The organism is Paraburkholderia sp. RL17-380-BIE-A, from assembly GCF_046028085.1.
GTDB lineage: Bacteria > Pseudomonadota > Gammaproteobacteria > Burkholderiales > Burkholderiaceae > Paraburkholderia.
In genome coordinates this window covers 144116-160562 of the sequence record NZ_JARESQ010000014.1, presented here as the reverse complement: position 1 = coordinate 160562, position 16447 = coordinate 144116, and the positions used below count along the sequence as shown (strand labels likewise).

The following is a 16447-nucleotide window of genomic DNA, read 5'->3' as shown; positions in this document are numbered from 1 at the left end:
TAGTCGTGACTTGCAATTTATTGTCGTAGGCACGGCCACCTTTTCAACGCATCACGCGCGCCACACCCACGCCGCGCGGGTCCGCTGCCGGCTCAGGCGCGGTGCCGTCGATACGAATCATCTGCACATCGCCGTTGAACGACTGCCCCTCGAGCGTGTAGCCCATGCCTTGCAACTGCTCGGCCAGCTCACCCGTGACCGGATGATACGGCTCGAAATAGATCGTCTTTTGCGGCAGCAACTGATGGTGGAAACGCATCGCGGCGAGCGCGTCGGCGGGCGGCATATTGAAATCGTACAGGTCGGTCATTATCTGGAATATCGAGGTCAGGATGCGCGAGCCGCCTGGCGTGCCGATCACGAGCGATACCTTGTTGTCCTTCAGCAGAATGGTCGGCGTCATCGACGACAGCGGGCGGCGTCCGGGCGCCACCGTATTGACCTCCGCGCCGCTCGCGCTCGCCGGCCTGGTGACGAAGTCATCCATGGCGTCGTTCAGCAGAAAGCCGCCGCCGTCCACCACCACGCCCGAACCGAAGTCACCGTTCAACGTGTACGTGTTCGACACGGCATTGCCCCACTTGTCGACCACCGAGAAATGCGTGGTCTGCGCCTTCTCCGGCGCCGCGTCGCCGAGGCCCGGCTTGACCGGCACCGCGCCCGGCACTTCGTCGGGTTTGACTTCGTCCGCGCGCTGCACAAGGTAGGCGTCGTCGATCAGTTTGCCGACCGGCACCTTGTACGCATCCGGATCGCCCAGGTATTGCTGGCGATCAGCGAACACGCGGTCCTCGATCTGTGCGATCAGATGGATATACGGCACGGAATTGAGTTCGAGGCCGTCGAACGCCTGCTTCAGATCGGCTTTCATCTTCAGCATCTGGATCAGCCCGACGCCGCCCGAACTCGGCGGCGGCGCGGTAACGACCTGGTAGCCGTTCCAGTCGGCGGTGAGCGGCTGGCGCCACACGGCTTTGTATTGAATCAGGTCCTGCTTCGTGACAAGACCGTGGCCGTACATCTGCTGGGCAATCAGATCCGCGGTGCGGCCTTCGTAGAATTCGCGCCCGCCGTCGCTCGCAATGCGCGACAGCGTCTGCGCGAGTTCAGGCTGGCGGTACGTCACGCCTGCCTTGAGACTGGAAAAGTACGCGTCGAAATTGGTCTTGCCGGCGAAGTTCTTCGCCGCGGCGTCGCGGCGCTGCTGCAACCATGGCTCGACCTGAAAACCGTCGGTGGCATAGCGGATCGCCGGCGCCAGCACCTGCTTCCACTTCAGCTTGCCGAAACGCTGCTGCGCCTCCCACATGCCCTCGACCGTCCCCGGCACGGCCACCGCGCGGTGGCCGACGGTGCTCATGCCCGGCAACAGGTTGCCCTTGTCGTCGAGGTACATGTCGCGGGTCGCCTGTTGCGGCGCGCGCTCGCGGTAGTCGAGGAAGTACGGCTTGCCGTCCATGAACACGGTCATGAATCCGCCGCCGCCCAGATTGCCCGCGTCCGGACAGGTCACGGCCAGCGTGAACGCGATTGCGACAGCGGCATCCACCGCGTTGCCGCCGGCGGCGAAAATCTGCTGCGCCGTGTCCGCGCTGTAACGGTCCGGCACGGCCACGGCCGACGCGTCGAATACGGCTTTGGGCGGCGGCGTTTTCGCCAAAGCGGGCACGGGCGCGAGCGCGCTGCCCGCAAACGCGGCGAGCATGGCCGACACCGTCACGAGCCGGGCGAAATTAAGAGCGGTGAAAGGCGCGCGAGGCGCGCCGTGCGTGGGGACAGACATCCGAGAAACTCCGGCAACTGAGGGCGCCATGGTGCACCAACGGCGGGATTTCGTGCAAGGCGACAAGGGACTGTGCGGCCCGGGCATGGAAGGCTCGCGACCGGGTGCGGCGCCAGAAAGCCCAATGCGGGCATGCCGCACGCGAGCGGACGAGGCCGCGCCGCTCGCATCCTAAGTCGGCGGCGAACCCATCAACAAACCGATTTACCTCCTGTTACAGCGCCGGCTGCGCCCCGAATCCGCCTCGAAAACGGCTCAAACGTTGGCTGCATGCCGCACTCGCCTGCCGCAACGGGGCTCGTCAGGTAGAATTGTCGGATAAGAGGACGCATTGCGCGCCCTCGACAGACTTTCACCTTCTCGCATGAATACCGAACGCAACGACGCGCCAGCGGCATCCAATTTCATCCGCAACATCATTGACGAAGACAACCGCACCGGCAAGTGGGGCCAGCGCGTCGAAACGCGCTTTCCGCCCGAGCCGAACGGCTATCTGCATATCGGTCACGCCAAGAGCATCTGCCTGAACTTCGGCGTGGCGCGCAGCTACGGCGGCGTGTGCCATTTGCGCTTCGACGACACGAATCCGGAAAAGGAAAGCGTCGAATACGTCGACTCGATCATCGACGCCGTGCGCTGGCTCGGCTTCGAGTGGGAAAAAGACGGCAAGGAGCAGCTCTACTACGCGAGCGATTACTACGACAAGCTGTACGAATTCGCCGAGCTGCTGATCGAACGCGGTAAGGCGTATGTGGACAGTCAGTCGGCCGAAGAAATGCGCGCGAACCGCGGCTCGGCCACGGAAGTCGGCACGCCCTCGCGCTTTCGCGAACGTTCGGTGCAGGAGAATCTCGACCTGTTCCGCCGCATGAAGGCCGGTGAGTTCAAGGAAGGCGAGCATGTGCTGCGCGCGAAGATCGACATGTCGTCGCCCAACTTCAACATGCGCGATCCGGTCATTTACCGGATCCGTTTCGCACATCACTACCGGACCGGCGACAAGTGGTGCGTGTACCCCATGTACGACTACACGCACTGCATCTCGGACGCGCTGGAAAACATCACGCATTCGCTGTGCACGCTCGAGTTCGAAGACCACCGTCCGCTGTACGACTGGATTCTGAACGAGCTTGCCGAAGCCGGCATTTTCACGCGCCCGCTGCCGCAGCAGATCGAATTTTCGCGCCTGAACCTGACCTACGCGATCACCAGCAAGCGCAAGCTGCTGCAACTCGTGACCGAAGGTCACGTGGACGGCTGGGACGATCCGCGTATGCCGACCATCGTCGGCGTGCGCCGGCGCGGCTTCACGCCGGAAGCGATCCAGTTGTTCTGCGAGCGTATCGGCATCACCAAGGTCGATTCGTGGATCGACATGAGCGTGTTCGAAGGCGCGCTGCGCGACGATCTCGATGCGAAGGCGCCGCGCACGGCCGCCGTGCTCGACCCGGTCAAGCTGATCATCGACAACTTCCCGGAAGGCGTGACCGAACCGTGCAATGCGCCGGTCCACCCGCATCATCCGGAAATGGGCGTGCGCGAATTTCCGATTTCACGCGAGTTGTGGATCGAGCGCGACGACTACAACGAAACGCCGCCCAAGGGCTACTTCCGTCTGTTCCCGGGTAACAAGGTACGCCTGCGCTACGGCTACGTGATCGAATGCATCGGTGCGGACAAGGACGAAAACGGCAACATCGTCGCGATCCACTGCAACTACTTCCCGGACAGCAAATCGGGCACCGAAGGCGCGAACAACTACAAGGTCAAGGGCAACATCCACTGGGTCAGCGCCGCAGGTGCGTGCCCGGCCGAAGTGCGCATCTACGACCGCCTGTTCAAGGAGCCGCAACCGGACGCCGGCGGCCGCGATTTCCTCGAGGCGCTGAATCCGGATTCGAAGCGCGTGGTCAACGCCTACCTGGAGCCGGGCGCGCGCGAGGCGCTGCCGGAACAGCGCTATCAGTTCGAACGCCACGGCTACTTCGTTGCCGACCGCGTCGATTCGCAACCGGGTAAGCCCGTATTCAATCGCATCGTCAGCCTGCGTGATAGTTGGGGCAAGCCGGCGTAAGCTGAACGTGAGCTTTGTTGCGCAGTAAACGTTGAATACGGCGTGCGTCTCGTGAGAAGGATGCACGCCGTTTTGTTGCATCCCTATTCCATCGACAGTGACGACGCGATGTTCGCAAGCGCCAGTCCCGGAGGTCTGATGAAAGTTTCAGCCCGCCACAGGGCGAGTATCAAGGACACAGCGCGGCACCCCATGCAGGACACGGCGTGGCGTGCAACGCGCGGCGCGGCGCAGGCCACGCGCGACTGCGTTCGTGGTGCGCGTCGCGCGCTCATGGCACTGGCCGCCTTCGGCGCGGCGTCGCTGACCTGCTCCGCGTACGCGGACGAACTCACCGGCACGCTGAAGAAAATTCACGATGATGGCGTGGTCGTGCTCGGCGTGCGTGAAGCGTCGATCCCCTTTTCCTATTTCGACGGCAAAGGCACGGTCGGCTACTCGCAGACCATCGCGCTGCAGATCGTGGACGAGATCAGGAAAACGCTCGGCATGCCGCAACTGAAGGTGCGCGAGATCACCGTGACCTCGTCGAACCGTACGCCGATGTTGCTCAACAACCAGATCGATCTGGAGTGCGGGTCGACCACGCACACGGTGGAACGCGAAAATCTGGCTGCGTTCTCCAACAGTTTCTTCCAGTACGCGGTGCGCATGATCGCGCGCAAAAACAGCGGCATTACGGATTTTCAGGATCTGGCCGGCAAGGCGGTCGTAACGACCGCGGGCACCTCGGATGAGCGCCTGCTGCGTCGCCTGAATACCGACAAGCATCTGAACATGCGCATCACCAGTGCCCGGGATCATCCCGAGGCGTTCGGCGCGCTCAAGGACGATCGGGCCGTGGCCTTCGTGATGGACGAGCCGATCGTGTACGGTTTCAAAGCGACCGATCCGCGTCCGGACGACTTCGTGGTGACCGGCACGCCGCTTGGCTATGAAGTTTACGCGTGCATGTTCCGCAAGGGCGATGAACCGTTCCGCAGCCTCGTGAACGGGGTGATCGCGCGCGGCCAGACTTCCGGCGAAGCGGAGCGTCTGTACAAGCAGTGGTTCACGCAACCCATTCCGCCGCACGGTATCAATCTGAATTTTCCGCTGTCGGAGCAGAACCGCGCCCTCTTCGCGCATCCCAACGATCGCGCGCTCGACTGAACGTCAGGCGGCCTGCGCACTCGCCCGCCTCGCCAGCCTCGCCACTAGAGCGACCGGTGCAATTCCGCGAGTGACAGCGTGGTCTGAAAGAGCCGCGTGAGACTGCGGCTCGCATACTTGTCGACCTCGTCCGGCGAGGTCCAGCGGTAGGCATCCATTTCCGGAATCAGCGTGCCGTCATAGCGGCGCGGAAAAAGCGACGTGCAGGTGCATACGCTCAGATCGAGTTCGTCGACGGTAGCGCGCGCGCCGAACAGATGCAGATCCTTGTCGCGCCGGTAGACGAACAGACCCAGGTCTTTCAGACGCGCGGGCTCGATGGCGATTCCGGTCTCCTCGACCATCTCGCGCAGCGCCGTGACATGCGGCGCCTCGCCTTCTTCGCCGTGCCCTTTCGGAATATCCCAGTGCGATGTCTCGGTGGCATGCGCGAGCAGCACGCGGCCATCCGGATCAAGCAACACGATGCCGCACGAGATCACCCGCGCGCTCATCGCGCCCCCGCTTCACGCGAGCACACACACGAGCGCACACGCACATGCGAGGCTTCCAGCCGCGCCGACAGCAAGCGGACACGCGCCGCCATGACGGCCTGCATGCTCAATGCTTTTTCTGCAGTTGCCAGGTGCCGCTGCCCTGCTTGCAGAACTGCGGGCGCAGGCTCATGGACTGTCCCTTCGCATTGAGGACGACGCCGACATCACGGCAGGTGCGTTCGCCATCTTTGGCCGTACTGGCGACCGTTATCGCTGCGTCGATCTTTACGCTGTTGCCCGTGCCTTCATTGACCCAGTTCGTGGTTTCGCCGTCCTGCTTGTCGTTGAGGGCGGAGAAGACCGCCTTTTTGACCGAGTCGATGTCGCGTTGCTTCATATAGCTGAGCGGCGTGTCGTTCAGAAAGCCGAGGTTCGCTGCGTGCGCGCCGATCGCGCCACCGAGCAACACACTAGCGGCGGTCAGGTGACACAGCACACGGGTTCGCATCGACATGAAGGGTTCTCCTCGAAAGTGTTCGGACGGTCTCGCGCACGCTCACGGCGTCTCGCGATCTGGACCTCAAAAGCATAGCATGGCGCCTCTGAAGTGACCGTGCGAAACGGCTGAGCTGTGAGCCAGCACAAACGCCCGAGACGTGAGCCTGCGGCGCGCGCCGCTCCCCGAGTCACGCGTTAGCGCCTGCGGGGGTCTCACGCAATTTTAGGACGCGTCCCATTCCGAATAGTACGACCCATTCTTAAGATGGCTTGTCGCGCTTTCGCGGCAATCCAAAACCCGCTCCGGCCACCTCGCCATGCACATCCTGTCCACCCTGGAAATCTTCGCTGCCGCACTGGCGCTGCTGTGTCTCGCGCTCGTGCCGGTTGCTATTCGCCGCGATCCGGGACTTGCGCGGCGCATCGTGCGGATGGACGCGCTGCCTCGCGCCCGCTGGCCCAATCTGCTGACGCGCGCAGGCATCGCTTGCCTGCTCATGTCGTTCGCCTGGCTGCTCGTCGGCTGCTATTACATGCTGGCGAGCGCAGGCGATTAAGACTGCACTGAGCGGCTGACTACGCGAGCAATCGCAGCCCTTGCACCACCTGCATCCACGTCTTGCTTCACTTCGCGGCCACTGAACTGACCGTCCCGCCACCCGCGCTATACCCGTCCGTCAGCGTATTCAAAAACGCGACCACGTCCTTGATTTCAGCCTCGTCGAGCGCCGGCTTGTCGCCCGGTTTGCGGTCGAACGGCGCCTCGGTATTCAGATTGGCCCAGTATTGCTGCGGCAGATCGTCGAACTTCTGCACCTTGCCTTTCGACACCGGATAGAACTTCTCCGGGTTCGTGTCGCGCTGCGCATAGAAGCGCACCACCTGATCGAGCGAATGATAGATGCCGTTGTGGAAGAAGCTCTTCTTCAGCGCCACATTGCGCAGCGTCGGTGTGCGGAAAATGCCGCAAAATTCGGCGCGGCCCTTCAGATCGGTGCGCTCCGGACCGCACGCGCCGAGGTCGTAGAAATGCGGATCGCGATTCACGGGCAGCGCGCGATTACGCGGCACGCCGATCGCGATCAAGCCAAAGTCGCTGAACTGCGGTGGCGCGCCGTCTTTAGTGCGCTGGCTAATGTGGCAGCTTGCACAATTGCCTTTATTTTCGTCGTTGAAGAGCTGCAGTCCGCGAAGTTCGGCTTGCGTCAAAGGTGCCTTGCCCGCGAGATACGCGTCGTACTTGCTGGTGTACGGATAGAAAGTTTCGGGCGTCTGCTCGAAGGTTTCGAGCGCTTGCAGCACGGCTTTGAAGGTGGCGTCGTCGCTATCGAAAACGTGTTCGCCGAAGGCCGCGCGGAAAGCGTCGGCATACGGCGCGGCCTTGACCGCCGCCGTGACCCTGGCCGGCGTGCTGCCCATTTCGAACGACGACAGCAACGGAATGCGCGCCTGGTCAGCGCCACGATCCACGCGGCCATCCCAGGTCAGGCCGCCCGTCGGCCCCGCGTCCACGCTTTCATCGCCCTCGTCGTCGGACTCGTGATAGTGCTCGGCGAACGCCGGCACCGATTGCAGATACTTCAGCGTCGGCGCGGCGCGCATGCCGGTGCGGCGCATATCGCTGCCGCCCAGTTGCACCGACAACGCATTGGCCGGCGAGAACCCATGGTCCGGACTGTGGCACGACGCGCAAGCGAGCTTGCCGGAGCCGGAGAGCGACGCATCGAAAAACAGCTGCTTGCCGAGGGCTGTCATTTGCCGCACCGACTCATAGACCTGCGCGCGCGACTGGCCCGCCTCATGAGCGGCGACCCGCACAGCCGACGCCGCGACCGGCCCCAACGAATGCGACGACGCGCCCGCGGCAGCGCTCGCCGCTTCACTCGCGATCGCCGCGGTCCCCGGCGCACCCGCGTCACACGCGGCAAGGGTCATGGTCATGGCGGTCAGCGCGAGCGCCGCGGCGAGCCGCACGCGCCTCGGCGCGAGTCCGGCAGTACGCCGCGCCACGCCTCCAGCCATTATTTTTCGAATCCCCGACAGACCTGGCCGCATATGAAAGATGTGAGTTCGCGATAGTGAAGTCCGCGAGCGTATTTCATCCGCATGTCGATTAAATGACATGTAGCCGACGGAATTTCCCAAAGCAGAGGCGATTCGTAATCAATTACATCTTTCTGTCAAATTGCCTTGCCAAACTTTCGCCGGCGGCCATCCGTGTAAGGAGTGCATGTGGCCCGTCCCCAACGCGAGAGAGAAACCACATCAAATGAACAAGAAACTGATCTGCGCGACGCCTATCGCGATCGCAGCAGCGTTGAGCCTGTATGCATGCGGCGGCAGTGAAGTCACGCAACCGGACATCACCTCGATCAAGACGGTCGTGGTGATTTACGCGGAAAACCGCAGCTTCGACAACCTGTACGGCAACTTCCCGGGCGCGAACGGTTTGCAGAACGTGACGGCGGCAAGCGCCACGCAGGTGGACCGCAACGGCACGACGCTCGCGACGCTGCCGCAGGTGTGGAACGGCCTCACGCAAACCGGCGTGACGCCGGTGGTTACTCAAGCCATGACGGCGAATCTGCCGAACAGTCCGTTCGCGATCGACGATCCGAACGGCTTCAACACGCCTATCACGGCCACCACGCGCGACCTGTATCACCGCTTCTACGAGAATCAGATGCAGATCGACGGCGGCAAGAACGACAAGTTCGCCGCGTGGGCGGATTCGGGCGGTCTCGTGATGGGCCACTACTCGCTCAATGCCGACAAGCTGCCGCTGTGGAAGATCGCGCAACAGTACACGCTGGCCGACAACTTCTTCATGGGCGCGTTCGGCGGCTCGTTCCTGAACCACCAGTGGCTCGTGTGCGCGTGCACGCCGACCTATCCGAACGCGGACAAGAGCCCGGCGGCCGGCTCGATCTCGTCGGTGGAAAGCGACGGCGTCACGCTGAAGGTCGCGGCCAACTCGCCGGCTTCGGCGTTGAGCGGCCCGCCCAAATACGTGAATTCGGGCAACCTCACGCCTGACTTCTACGCGATCAACACGATGCAGCCGCCGTATCAGCCGAGCGGCAACAAGGCGGCGTCGGGCGGCGACAAGAATCTCGCCGATCCGTCCGCGGCGACTACCCTGCCGGCGCAGACGCAGCAGCACATCGGCGATCTGCTGAACAACGCGAAGGTGTCGTGGGCATGGTACGGCGGCGCGTGGGGTGCGGCGGTGTCGGCGGCGCAAACCGGCACGTCGAACGTGATCTACGGCGCGAATCTGTCGGCGCCGAACTTCCAGCCGCATCACCAGCCGTTCAACTATTTCGCCGACTTCGCGCCGGGTAGCGCGAACCGCGCGCAGCATCTGCTCGACGGCGGCCTCGCCGGTTCGGAGTTCATCAAGGCGATCGACAGCGGCACGCTTCCGCAAGTGTCGTTCTACAAGCCGCAGGGCAACCTGAACGAACACCCGGGCTATACGGACGTCGCGTCGGGCGACCAGCACATCGCCGACGTGATTTCGCATCTGCAGAAGAGCCCGCAGTGGAACAACATGGTGGTCGTCGTGACGTACGACGAAAACGGCGGCTTCTGGGATCACGTGGCGCCGCCGAAAGCCGACCGCTGGGGTCCGGGCACGCGTATTCCGGCGCTGATCATCTCGCCGTACGCGAAGAAGGGTTATGTCGACCACACGCAGTACGACACCACCTCGATCCTGCGTTTCATCACGCACCGCTTCTCGCTGCCGACGCTGCCGGGCATCGCGGCGCGCGACGCGGCGCTCGTGAGCAACGGCAGCAAGCCGATGGGCGATCTCACGGCCGCGCTGAACATCCGGCCATGAGCGAACGGCCGAACGCGTCCGATACCACGCGGACGACGTTGAGCATCAAGCAACAGTCCGCCGGACGGTGAGACTTTGAGGGGCAGCTTCGGCTGCCCTTTTTTATGCCTGCCGCACGGAGTGCGACGCGTTTTCACGAGCGGCGTATGCTTCGACGCAAGACGCGATCGCTTCGCCTCGCCGATGACGGCTCGACATGCTTCGCAATGCATGGCGGGCTTGCCCACTCACTCAGGAGTTCGACAGCATGACTGGAAGAACCATCAAGGTACCCGGCCCCGATCATCCGATCACGGTCGAACCGGCGAAGGCGCGCGTGGTCGTGACCGTAGCCGGCAAGGTGATCGCCGATACGCACAGTGCGCTGGTGCTGCGTGAAGCGTCGTATCCGGCGGTGTATTACATTCCGCGCAACGACGTCGAGATGACGCTGCTCGCACGCACCGACCACGCGACCTACTGCCCGTACAAGGGCGATTGCGCGTACTACAGCATTCCGCTTGGCGGCGAGCGGACGGTGAACGCGGTGTGGACTTACGAGTCGCCGTATGCGGCGGTGAAAGAGATCGCGCAGCATCTCGCGTTCTATCCAGACCGCGTGGACTCGATCGATGTGAAAGCGGCCGGTTGAGAACGGCGCGGCGAGGCAGCAGAAATACGCGACGCACGCTCGCCGCGCACCTGTACGGGCCGCGGCACGCCGCGCGGCGTGAGCACTCGCAAACATGAAAAGTACGGCAGGAGGGACTCGAACCCCCCACCCTCGGCTTAGAAGGCCGATGCTCTATCCAGCTGAGCTACTGCCGTATTGACGTGAGGCGATGCAACTACGCACAGCATGCATCGCCCGCAATGAGAACCCGCTCTCGGGCATTGGACCCTGTGCCCCGACAAGCCACAGAGTTCGTGGAATACCGAAATTCTAACTGACCGTGCCCGAGACGGGAAATCTGAGCTCGCGCGGGACAGCGCGCGGGACAGCGTTCCGCGAGCCGGCCCGAGCACCGTGGCAAGCCATAACAAGCCATCAAGCAAACGGGCCCGGCAGGTTGAGCCGGGCCCGGATTATAACCGATCGCTCCCTGCCCGCCAGCACGCAACGGACACGGCGAACGCAATCAGACCGGTTGCGGATTCAGCAGGAACCAGCCGAGGAACACGATACCGGCAATCACGCAATACACGCCGAACGAAGCCAGACGACCGCGGCCTTCGAAATAGCGCATCAGGAAACGCACGCTAAGATACGCGGCGATCGCCGTCAGCACGCCGCCAAGCAACGCGTCCGCGAGCTGACCCGGCGCGTGGAACAGCTTCGGCAGTTCGAGAACACCGGCCGCGAAGATGATCGGCGTGCCGAGCAGGAACGAAAACTCCGCGGCCTTCTCCGCCGTCAGGCCAGCCGCATTACCGGCGATCATCGTCAGGCCGCTGCGCGAGAAACCCGGAATCAGCGCGCCGATCTGCGCGAGACCCACGAAAAACGCCTGACCGAAACTCAGCTTCTCCGGCGCCTGATGCGTCCGCGTACGCTGCAGGCGGTCGCCGAACCACAGCAGCACACCGTTGACGATCAGCGCGATCGCCACGATCCGCAAGTCGTGGAAAATCCGCTCGAGCCGCTTTTCCAGCAACAGTCCGACGAGACCCGCCGGAATCGTGCCGATGATGAGCGCCCACATCATGTGCGCGTCGTCGTTACGGCGGCCACCGAACGACGCGAAGAAACCGCGCACCAGCGCACACCAGCGTTTGCGGAAGTACCACAGCAGCGCGAACGCCGTGCCGAGATGCAGCGCGACGAGGAACGGCAGCAGTTGCGGCGCGTGTTTGTCGATATGCATGCCGAACAGCGCGGGCACGAGCAGCGTATGGCCGAGGCTGCTCACCGGAAACAGTTCGGTGACGCCTTGCAGCACGCTCAGGAAGATCAGAAACGACAGGTTCACGCGGCGGATCCTTGTAAGGAAAATGTCGGGGACTAGCGCGCCGGATAAGGATCTGCGGGCGCGTCAAAGGCGCACCGATTATGCCTGGCTGCAATGTCAGCGCCAAGCGTTTGAGCCGCATTGGGGGAAATATTGTGCGCCGCGTCACAACTCGAAACCGTTGTTACGGGCCTGAAAAAGAATGGGCACCGTGGGAAGGCTGCCCTATGTGACTAGCGTGTAAGTCATGACAGCCGGCGGACCAACCATCCGCGTGCCGCGCTTTGACGGCGAAAAAAGAAGGTAATCCAGAGGCTCGAATCAGCGTTCGAGTTTGTAGAAGAAGTAGACCGTGCTTGCCGCGAACATGCCGAATAAAGCCACACCCATTGCCATTGCGAGATCCATACAGCCTCCTGAGCCGATCTTGCCGGGTCGTCGAAGTTACCCGGGAGTCAGACGAATTATCAGAAGGATGCCCTTGCGGCGACACCCGCAATTTCCCCAGAAGGGTTTCCCCGTAGCGGAAAGCAGCGCAAAATCATTCCTTTCGTGAGCCGCCGCGCGGCGATTTCCGATGTTCACCGTCGCTCGCAAGCCGCGCTTGCGCGGCCTTCGGCTCACCACTGTCCGCCCTCAAACCCTTACCCATCAGCCCATCGACCATGCCCCTCTCCCCGCAACAGGACATTCTCGAGATCGACCAGGACGACTCCGTGCTGCGTTTCGCGCCGCAAGCCGGCGGCCGCCTCATGTCGTGGACGATCGACGGCGAAGAAGTCATCCATTGGCCGGAGCACGCCGACTGGAGCCAGCCCGCGCGGATTCGCGGCGGCAATCCGTTGCTGTTCCCGTTTCTCGGCCGGCACAGGGTCGACGGCAAGATCGGTTTCTGGCGTGACGCCAAAGGCACGGTGCGCGAACTGCCGATGCACGGCTTTGCCCGCGACCTCCCATTCGAAGCCCACGCCGACGTGCATGGCGCGGGGCTGCGCATGATCCTCACCGATAGCAAGGCAACCCGTCACGGCTATCCGTTCGGCTTCCGCTTCGAGGCCGCCTACAGCCTCGCGGATGCGCGCACGCTCGACGTCACCTTCACCACTACCAATACCGGCGACGCGCGTCTGCCCTACTACGCCGGCCATCACTTCTACTTCACGCTGCCGCACACGCAGCGCGCCGAGACCTCGCTGGAGCTGCCGCGCACCGAACGGCGCTATCAGCAGGACGACGGGTCGATCAGCGCCGCCGAGCCTGGCGAAGCGCGCTACACGCTCGACGAGGCGCGCATTCACGACCGCTTCCATTGCCTCACTGGCACGCCGGATCAGCCGGTCCGCCTCATCGCGCCGGGTCTGGACCGGCTCGTCACGATTGACCTGCAACGGCCGGGCTCGGTGCCGTGGTACGCCGTGACGACGTGGACCGAAGCCGCGGAGTCGGACTTCTACTGCGTCGAACCGTGGCTCGGTCTGCCGGACGCGATTCACAACGGGATGGGCTTGCGCTGGCTCGAACCGGGTCAAACGGAAGTCGCGGCGCTGCGCATCACCGTCACCAGGCTGGGTTGATCGCGGCAATTTCACCTAGAGGCTCGCGGACGGATCTGAAGCGGGGTTTGCTTCCTGCTTCAGCCCCTGCTTTTGCCACGACCGTCGCTACATTTCACCGCACGCCGGCCAGCGCGAGCCTCCCGCGTTGCCCGCTTTTCGCGTGTTGCAGCGCAAAACCGTTAGAATCGGGCGCTTTGTATCCACCTGCCGCGTGATCGGGATCGGCGCGCGGCAGCGCTTTGCGAGGTCCAATGCGTAACACAACAAGAATGATGAAGCAGCTCGTCGGTGCGTCGTTGGTGGCTTTGCTCGCCGCGTGCGGGTCGGCGCCGGTGGGACCGGGCTTCTATCGGGTGGAACAGGGCGATACGCTGTCGAAGATCGCGCGCAGTAACAGGCAATCGGTGCAAAGCATCGTGCGCTGGAACAATTTGACCAATCCGGACAGCATCGAGGTCGGCCAGGTGCTGCGCGTCGCGCCGCCGGGCGGCGCCGCATCGACCAGTGGCGCCGTGCGCAGCAGCGGAAACGGCAGCGCGTCTTCGCCGGCTCCGCGCCCGGCGCCCGCGGACAGTACGCCGTCCGCCGCGCCGGCTTCGACCATCTCGCTGGTATGGCCAGCCGACGGCACGGTCATCCGCCGTTTCGACGGCAGCAATTCGAAGGGCATCGATATTTCGGCGGCAGCGGGCACGCCCGTGATCGCCGCGGCGCCCGGCACGGTGGTCTACGCCGGCAATGGTTTGCGCGGCTACGGCAATCTGCTGATTCTGAAACACAACGCCGAGTATCTGACCGCCTATGCGCACAACCGTGTGCTGCTGGTGAAGGAAGGCCAATCGGTCACGCGCGGCGAGAAAATTGCCGAGATGGGCGACACCGATACCGACCGTGTCATGCTGCATTTCGAGTTGCGCTATCAGGGCCGCTCGATCGACCCGTCTCGGGCCCTGCCGCCTCGCTAGAGGGCGGACGCAAGCGCGGGCTGGCGGACGGTTTCGCCAGTCCCGATCCGGACTGTGCCGATCATGTATGCGCCTCTGGCGCTCAACACGCCGCGTCTGGCACGCGCCGTGCAATGCGGCCGGGGGAACCCGGCGTGCTATAAAACGCCCAATCAGGACACGACGTGGCCTCGCTTCACGTCTTTTTCGGTCATTTGTAAGGAACCTCTATGAAGAGCGCATTTGCGTCCGTCGCGACGGCTGCGGCGATCGGTCTCGGCGTGCTGACGCTCGGCGGCCTCGGCGGCTGCTCCAGCACCACCACCATGACCTACCTGCCGAGCGGCGACACCGGCTTTGCAATCAATTGCAGCGGCAGCGACGCAAGCTCGAGCTGGGCCGAGTGCTACAAACGCGCGGGTGAAGTCTGCGGCAACTACGGCTACGACGTCGTTTCGAAAGATGTCGACAACGGCGCGACCTCGGGCGGAACGGTGGGCGGTATTTTTGGCGCGAACGTGAAAAATCGCTCGATGGTGGTTCGCTGCAAGCAATAACGACAACCCACGACAACCCACGACAACGCACGGCAACGCGCCAGCCGCCACGCGGGCGGCCGCTGCGATTAGCGGCGGCACCAGCGTCCTGAGCGCGGGTCGATGCGCGCGGCGAAGGCGACCAGCACGCCGAGCGCGATCGGCCAGATGCCAAGAAAGATGAGTAGCGCGGTCATACTCAGGAAAGGAAAAGTAAGGTTTCATGATCCGCCCCAGATATGAATCCGCAGTGACCCGCACATGAATCCGACGAAAAAAAAGCCCGGCACGAGGCCGGGCTAACGGGGGTTCGGCGCATATCGGCAAAGGACCGGTTCACCATGCGCCAGAACGAAATCTAACAACCCGCTTTTACAAGCGCAATATATTAATTGCGCATGCAATGTGATACGGCGTACGGATTCCGCGCTACGTGAACTAAACAAGTCGGAAATAAACAGGCTTAATACGCCCAGCGTTTCAACTGAAACGCCAGCAGTGCCGGGCCGTAAAGCCCACGCAAAACTCTCGGATTGCCCGGCGCACCGCGCGGCGCTGGAATCCGCCTGAACCGGCCTGCTAAAAGGCTGAAGAAAGGCCACTGGCGGATTTCGGCTAATCCATTCAGCATATTTCGGACGCTTTGCGTCTTGCGTAGCTTTAGTGCGCCAACGCACTCTTTCTGACAATCAATGAAAATCGGGAGGACATTCACCGCCTCAATAAATCAGCTGATTTCCTCACCACACATTCGCGAATGGCGAATATATAGAGATCGGTTAATCCACCGACAATTGCGATGCCCAAAATCGACTCACATTAATGAGTCGATCAAACAAATCATAAGTAGCGGCATCGAATCGTTCAAGCTGGCCGAATGGCTAAAATCGGCCGGCTGGAGTTCCGTGCCTACATGACGCGCAAGCCCAGTTCGGTGACGAGCACGGCCGCCTGGGCATGCGAGATCGTCGCGCCCTTGAAGAGCGCTGCGTCGACGAGCCGCATGCCGCTCAGGTCGGCTTCGCGCAAGTCCGCGCCGTCGAAGCGCGCGCCCTTCAGATGCGCGTCCTTCAGGCTGCCGCCGTCGAAAATCGCTTCGCGGAAATCGACCCCGGCGAGATCGGCGTCGGAGAAATCAAGCTGATGCAGGGTGGCTTTGCGAAACGACAGGCCGCGCAAGTGCGCGCCGACAAGCAGGGTTTCGACGAAGCTCAAGCCGAGCGCCGCGCACGCTTCAAAATTGGCGCCGGTCAGCTTGCAGCTGTGAAACGACGCGGAAGCGAGCTTGGCGCGCCGCCAACTGGTGTTGTTCAGGTCACTCGACTGAAACTGCGCGTCGACCAGATCGGCTGACGCGAAATCCGCCTCGCGGCCGCGGCAACGGACCCAGCGGGTATGCGAGAGCGTCGCGCCGAAAAACGAGGTTTCGACGATCGTGCAGCGATGAAACTCGGCGCCGCGCAGGTCGAGTCGTGACAGATCCACGCCTTCGAAATCGCAGCCGGTGAAATGAAGCGGCGTCTTGTTGCCGGCGCCGCTCGCCGCGATGAGTTGCTCGACCTCGGCACGCGTGAGCGTCGCGTCGGTCACGATATGCGCTTGCGCGCCCGCAGCCGGCGCCGTTGAATCCAGTGACATGAAGGTTAGAATCGA

At 63.0% G+C, this 16447-nt stretch carries 14 protein-coding genes and 1 tRNA gene; 8 read left to right on the top strand and 7 right to left on the bottom strand.

The features are described from left to right. Positions 1-43: 43 nt before the first annotated feature. Complete coding sequence (gene ggt / locus P0D68_RS23880; protein WP_408300358.1) at positions 44-1783, bottom strand: gamma-glutamyltransferase; 1740 nt, start codon at positions 1781-1783, stop codon at positions 44-46. Between the two features lie 364 nt (positions 1784-2147). On the opposite strand from ggt, the gene P0D68_RS23875 reads away from it, so the two are divergent. After that, entirely contained in the window at positions 2148-3857 is a 1710-nt protein-coding gene (locus P0D68_RS23875) for a glutamine--tRNA ligase/YqeY domain fusion protein (RefSeq protein ID WP_408186624.1), read from the top strand. A 138-nt stretch (positions 3858-3995) separates the two neighbouring features. Next, on the top strand, positions 3996-5009 hold the full coding sequence (locus P0D68_RS23870; protein ID WP_408300356.1) for a transporter substrate-binding domain-containing protein: 1014 nt from the start codon (positions 3996-3998) through the stop codon (positions 5007-5009). 44 nt (positions 5010-5053) lie between these two features. Here the strand turns inward: P0D68_RS23870 and P0D68_RS23865 are convergent, their stop codons facing one another. Both P0D68_RS23865 and P0D68_RS23860 read right to left on the bottom strand, forming a co-directional pair. After that, positions 5054-5503 carry an NUDIX hydrolase gene (locus tag P0D68_RS23865; RefSeq protein ID WP_091792631.1) on the bottom strand — a complete coding sequence of 150 codons (450 nt, stop codon included), beginning with the start codon at positions 5501-5503 and terminating at the stop codon, positions 5054-5056. Between the two features lie 106 nt (positions 5504-5609). Continuing rightward, positions 5610-5999, bottom strand: coding sequence for an RT0821/Lpp0805 family surface protein (locus P0D68_RS23860; protein ID WP_408300354.1), 390 nt, complete (start codon positions 5997-5999; stop codon positions 5610-5612). A 301-nt stretch (positions 6000-6300) separates the two neighbouring features. Here P0D68_RS23860 and P0D68_RS23855 point away from each other — a divergent pair, with 301 nt between their 5' ends. Beyond that, a complete protein-coding gene (locus P0D68_RS23855; protein ID WP_091792629.1) occupies positions 6301-6540 on the top strand; it encodes a hypothetical protein in 240 nt (79 codons plus the stop codon). Positions 6541-6607: 67 nt separating this feature from the next. On the opposite strand, the gene P0D68_RS23850 is transcribed toward P0D68_RS23855, so the two are convergent. Continuing rightward, the gene (locus P0D68_RS23850) at positions 6608-8005 is read right to left on the bottom strand and encodes a cytochrome-c peroxidase (RefSeq protein ID WP_408300352.1); all 1398 of its coding nucleotides are present in this window, start codon (positions 8003-8005) and stop codon (positions 6608-6610) included. Between the two features lie 247 nt (positions 8006-8252). Between P0D68_RS23850 and P0D68_RS23845 the strand changes: the two genes are divergently transcribed. Further along, the gene (locus tag P0D68_RS23845; protein WP_091792627.1) at positions 8253-9830 is read left to right on the top strand and encodes an acid phosphatase; all 1578 of its coding nucleotides are present in this window, start codon (positions 8253-8255) and stop codon (positions 9828-9830) included. Between the two features lie 247 nt (positions 9831-10077). Beyond that, a complete protein-coding gene (locus tag P0D68_RS23840; RefSeq protein ID WP_408300350.1) occupies positions 10078-10461 on the top strand; it encodes a DUF427 domain-containing protein in 384 nt (127 codons plus the stop codon). Positions 10462-10563: 102 nt separating this feature from the next. Here P0D68_RS23840 and P0D68_RS23835 read toward each other — a convergent pair. Both P0D68_RS23835 and P0D68_RS23830 read right to left on the bottom strand, forming a co-directional pair. After that, positions 10564-10637 (bottom strand) — tRNA-Arg (locus P0D68_RS23835). Between the two features lie 311 nt (positions 10638-10948). Then, positions 10949-11779, bottom strand: coding sequence for an undecaprenyl-diphosphate phosphatase (locus P0D68_RS23830; protein WP_091792625.1), 831 nt, complete (start codon positions 11777-11779; stop codon positions 10949-10951). Between the two features lie 644 nt (positions 11780-12423). Here P0D68_RS23830 and P0D68_RS23825 point away from each other — a divergent pair. From P0D68_RS23825 to P0D68_RS23815, 3 genes are all read left to right on the top strand, one after another. After that, positions 12424-13332 (top strand): aldose epimerase family protein, encoded by a 909-nt coding sequence (locus tag P0D68_RS23825; RefSeq protein WP_408300348.1) that lies wholly within the window; start codon positions 12424-12426, stop codon positions 13330-13332. A 233-nt stretch (positions 13333-13565) separates the two neighbouring features. Beyond that, the gene (locus tag P0D68_RS23820) at positions 13566-14279 is read left to right on the top strand and encodes a peptidoglycan DD-metalloendopeptidase family protein (RefSeq protein ID WP_091792623.1); all 714 of its coding nucleotides are present in this window, start codon (positions 13566-13568) and stop codon (positions 14277-14279) included. 209 nt (positions 14280-14488) lie between these two features. Next, positions 14489-14815, top strand: a complete 327-nt coding sequence (locus tag P0D68_RS23815; RefSeq protein WP_091792622.1) for a hypothetical protein — start codon at positions 14489-14491, stop codon at positions 14813-14815. An 888-nt stretch (positions 14816-15703) separates the two neighbouring features. Here the strand turns inward: P0D68_RS23815 and P0D68_RS23810 are convergent. Beyond that, complete coding sequence (locus tag P0D68_RS23810; protein WP_408300344.1) at positions 15704-16432, bottom strand: pentapeptide repeat-containing protein; 729 nt, start codon at positions 16430-16432, stop codon at positions 15704-15706. Positions 16433-16447 lie beyond the last annotated feature (15 nt).

What these genes read in the sequence shown, in the direction of transcription:
- P0D68_RS23855 (WP_091792629.1), top strand. Translation starts at nt 6,301, where the DNA reads ATGCACATCCTGTCCACCCTGGAAATCTTCGCTGCCGCACTGGCGCTG.
- P0D68_RS23850 (WP_408300352.1), bottom strand. Translation starts at nt 8,005, where the DNA reads ATGGCTGGAGGCGTGGCGCGGCGTACTGCCGGACTCGCGCCGAGGCGC.
- P0D68_RS23840 (WP_408300350.1), top strand. Translation starts at nt 10,078, where the DNA reads ATGACTGGAAGAACCATCAAGGTACCCGGCCCCGATCATCCGATCACG.
- ggt (WP_408300358.1), bottom strand. Translation starts at nt 1,783, where the DNA reads ATGTCTGTCCCCACGCACGGCGCGCCTCGCGCGCCTTTCACCGCTCTT.
- P0D68_RS23820 (WP_091792623.1), top strand. Translation starts at nt 13,566, where the DNA reads ATGCGTAACACAACAAGAATGATGAAGCAGCTCGTCGGTGCGTCGTTG.
- P0D68_RS23865 (WP_091792631.1), bottom strand. Translation starts at nt 5,503, where the DNA reads ATGAGCGCGCGGGTGATCTCGTGCGGCATCGTGTTGCTTGATCCGGAT.
- P0D68_RS23870 (WP_408300356.1), top strand. Translation starts at nt 3,996, where the DNA reads ATGAAAGTTTCAGCCCGCCACAGGGCGAGTATCAAGGACACAGCGCGG.
- P0D68_RS23825 (WP_408300348.1), top strand. Translation starts at nt 12,424, where the DNA reads ATGCCCCTCTCCCCGCAACAGGACATTCTCGAGATCGACCAGGACGAC.
- P0D68_RS23875 (WP_408186624.1), top strand. Translation starts at nt 2,148, where the DNA reads ATGAATACCGAACGCAACGACGCGCCAGCGGCATCCAATTTCATCCGC.
- P0D68_RS23810 (WP_408300344.1), bottom strand. Translation starts at nt 16,432, where the DNA reads ATGTCACTGGATTCAACGGCGCCGGCTGCGGGCGCGCAAGCGCATATC.
- P0D68_RS23845 (WP_091792627.1), top strand. Translation starts at nt 8,253, where the DNA reads ATGAACAAGAAACTGATCTGCGCGACGCCTATCGCGATCGCAGCAGCG.
- P0D68_RS23815 (WP_091792622.1), top strand. Translation starts at nt 14,489, where the DNA reads ATGAAGAGCGCATTTGCGTCCGTCGCGACGGCTGCGGCGATCGGTCTC.
- P0D68_RS23860 (WP_408300354.1), bottom strand. Translation starts at nt 5,999, where the DNA reads ATGTCGATGCGAACCCGTGTGCTGTGTCACCTGACCGCCGCTAGTGTG.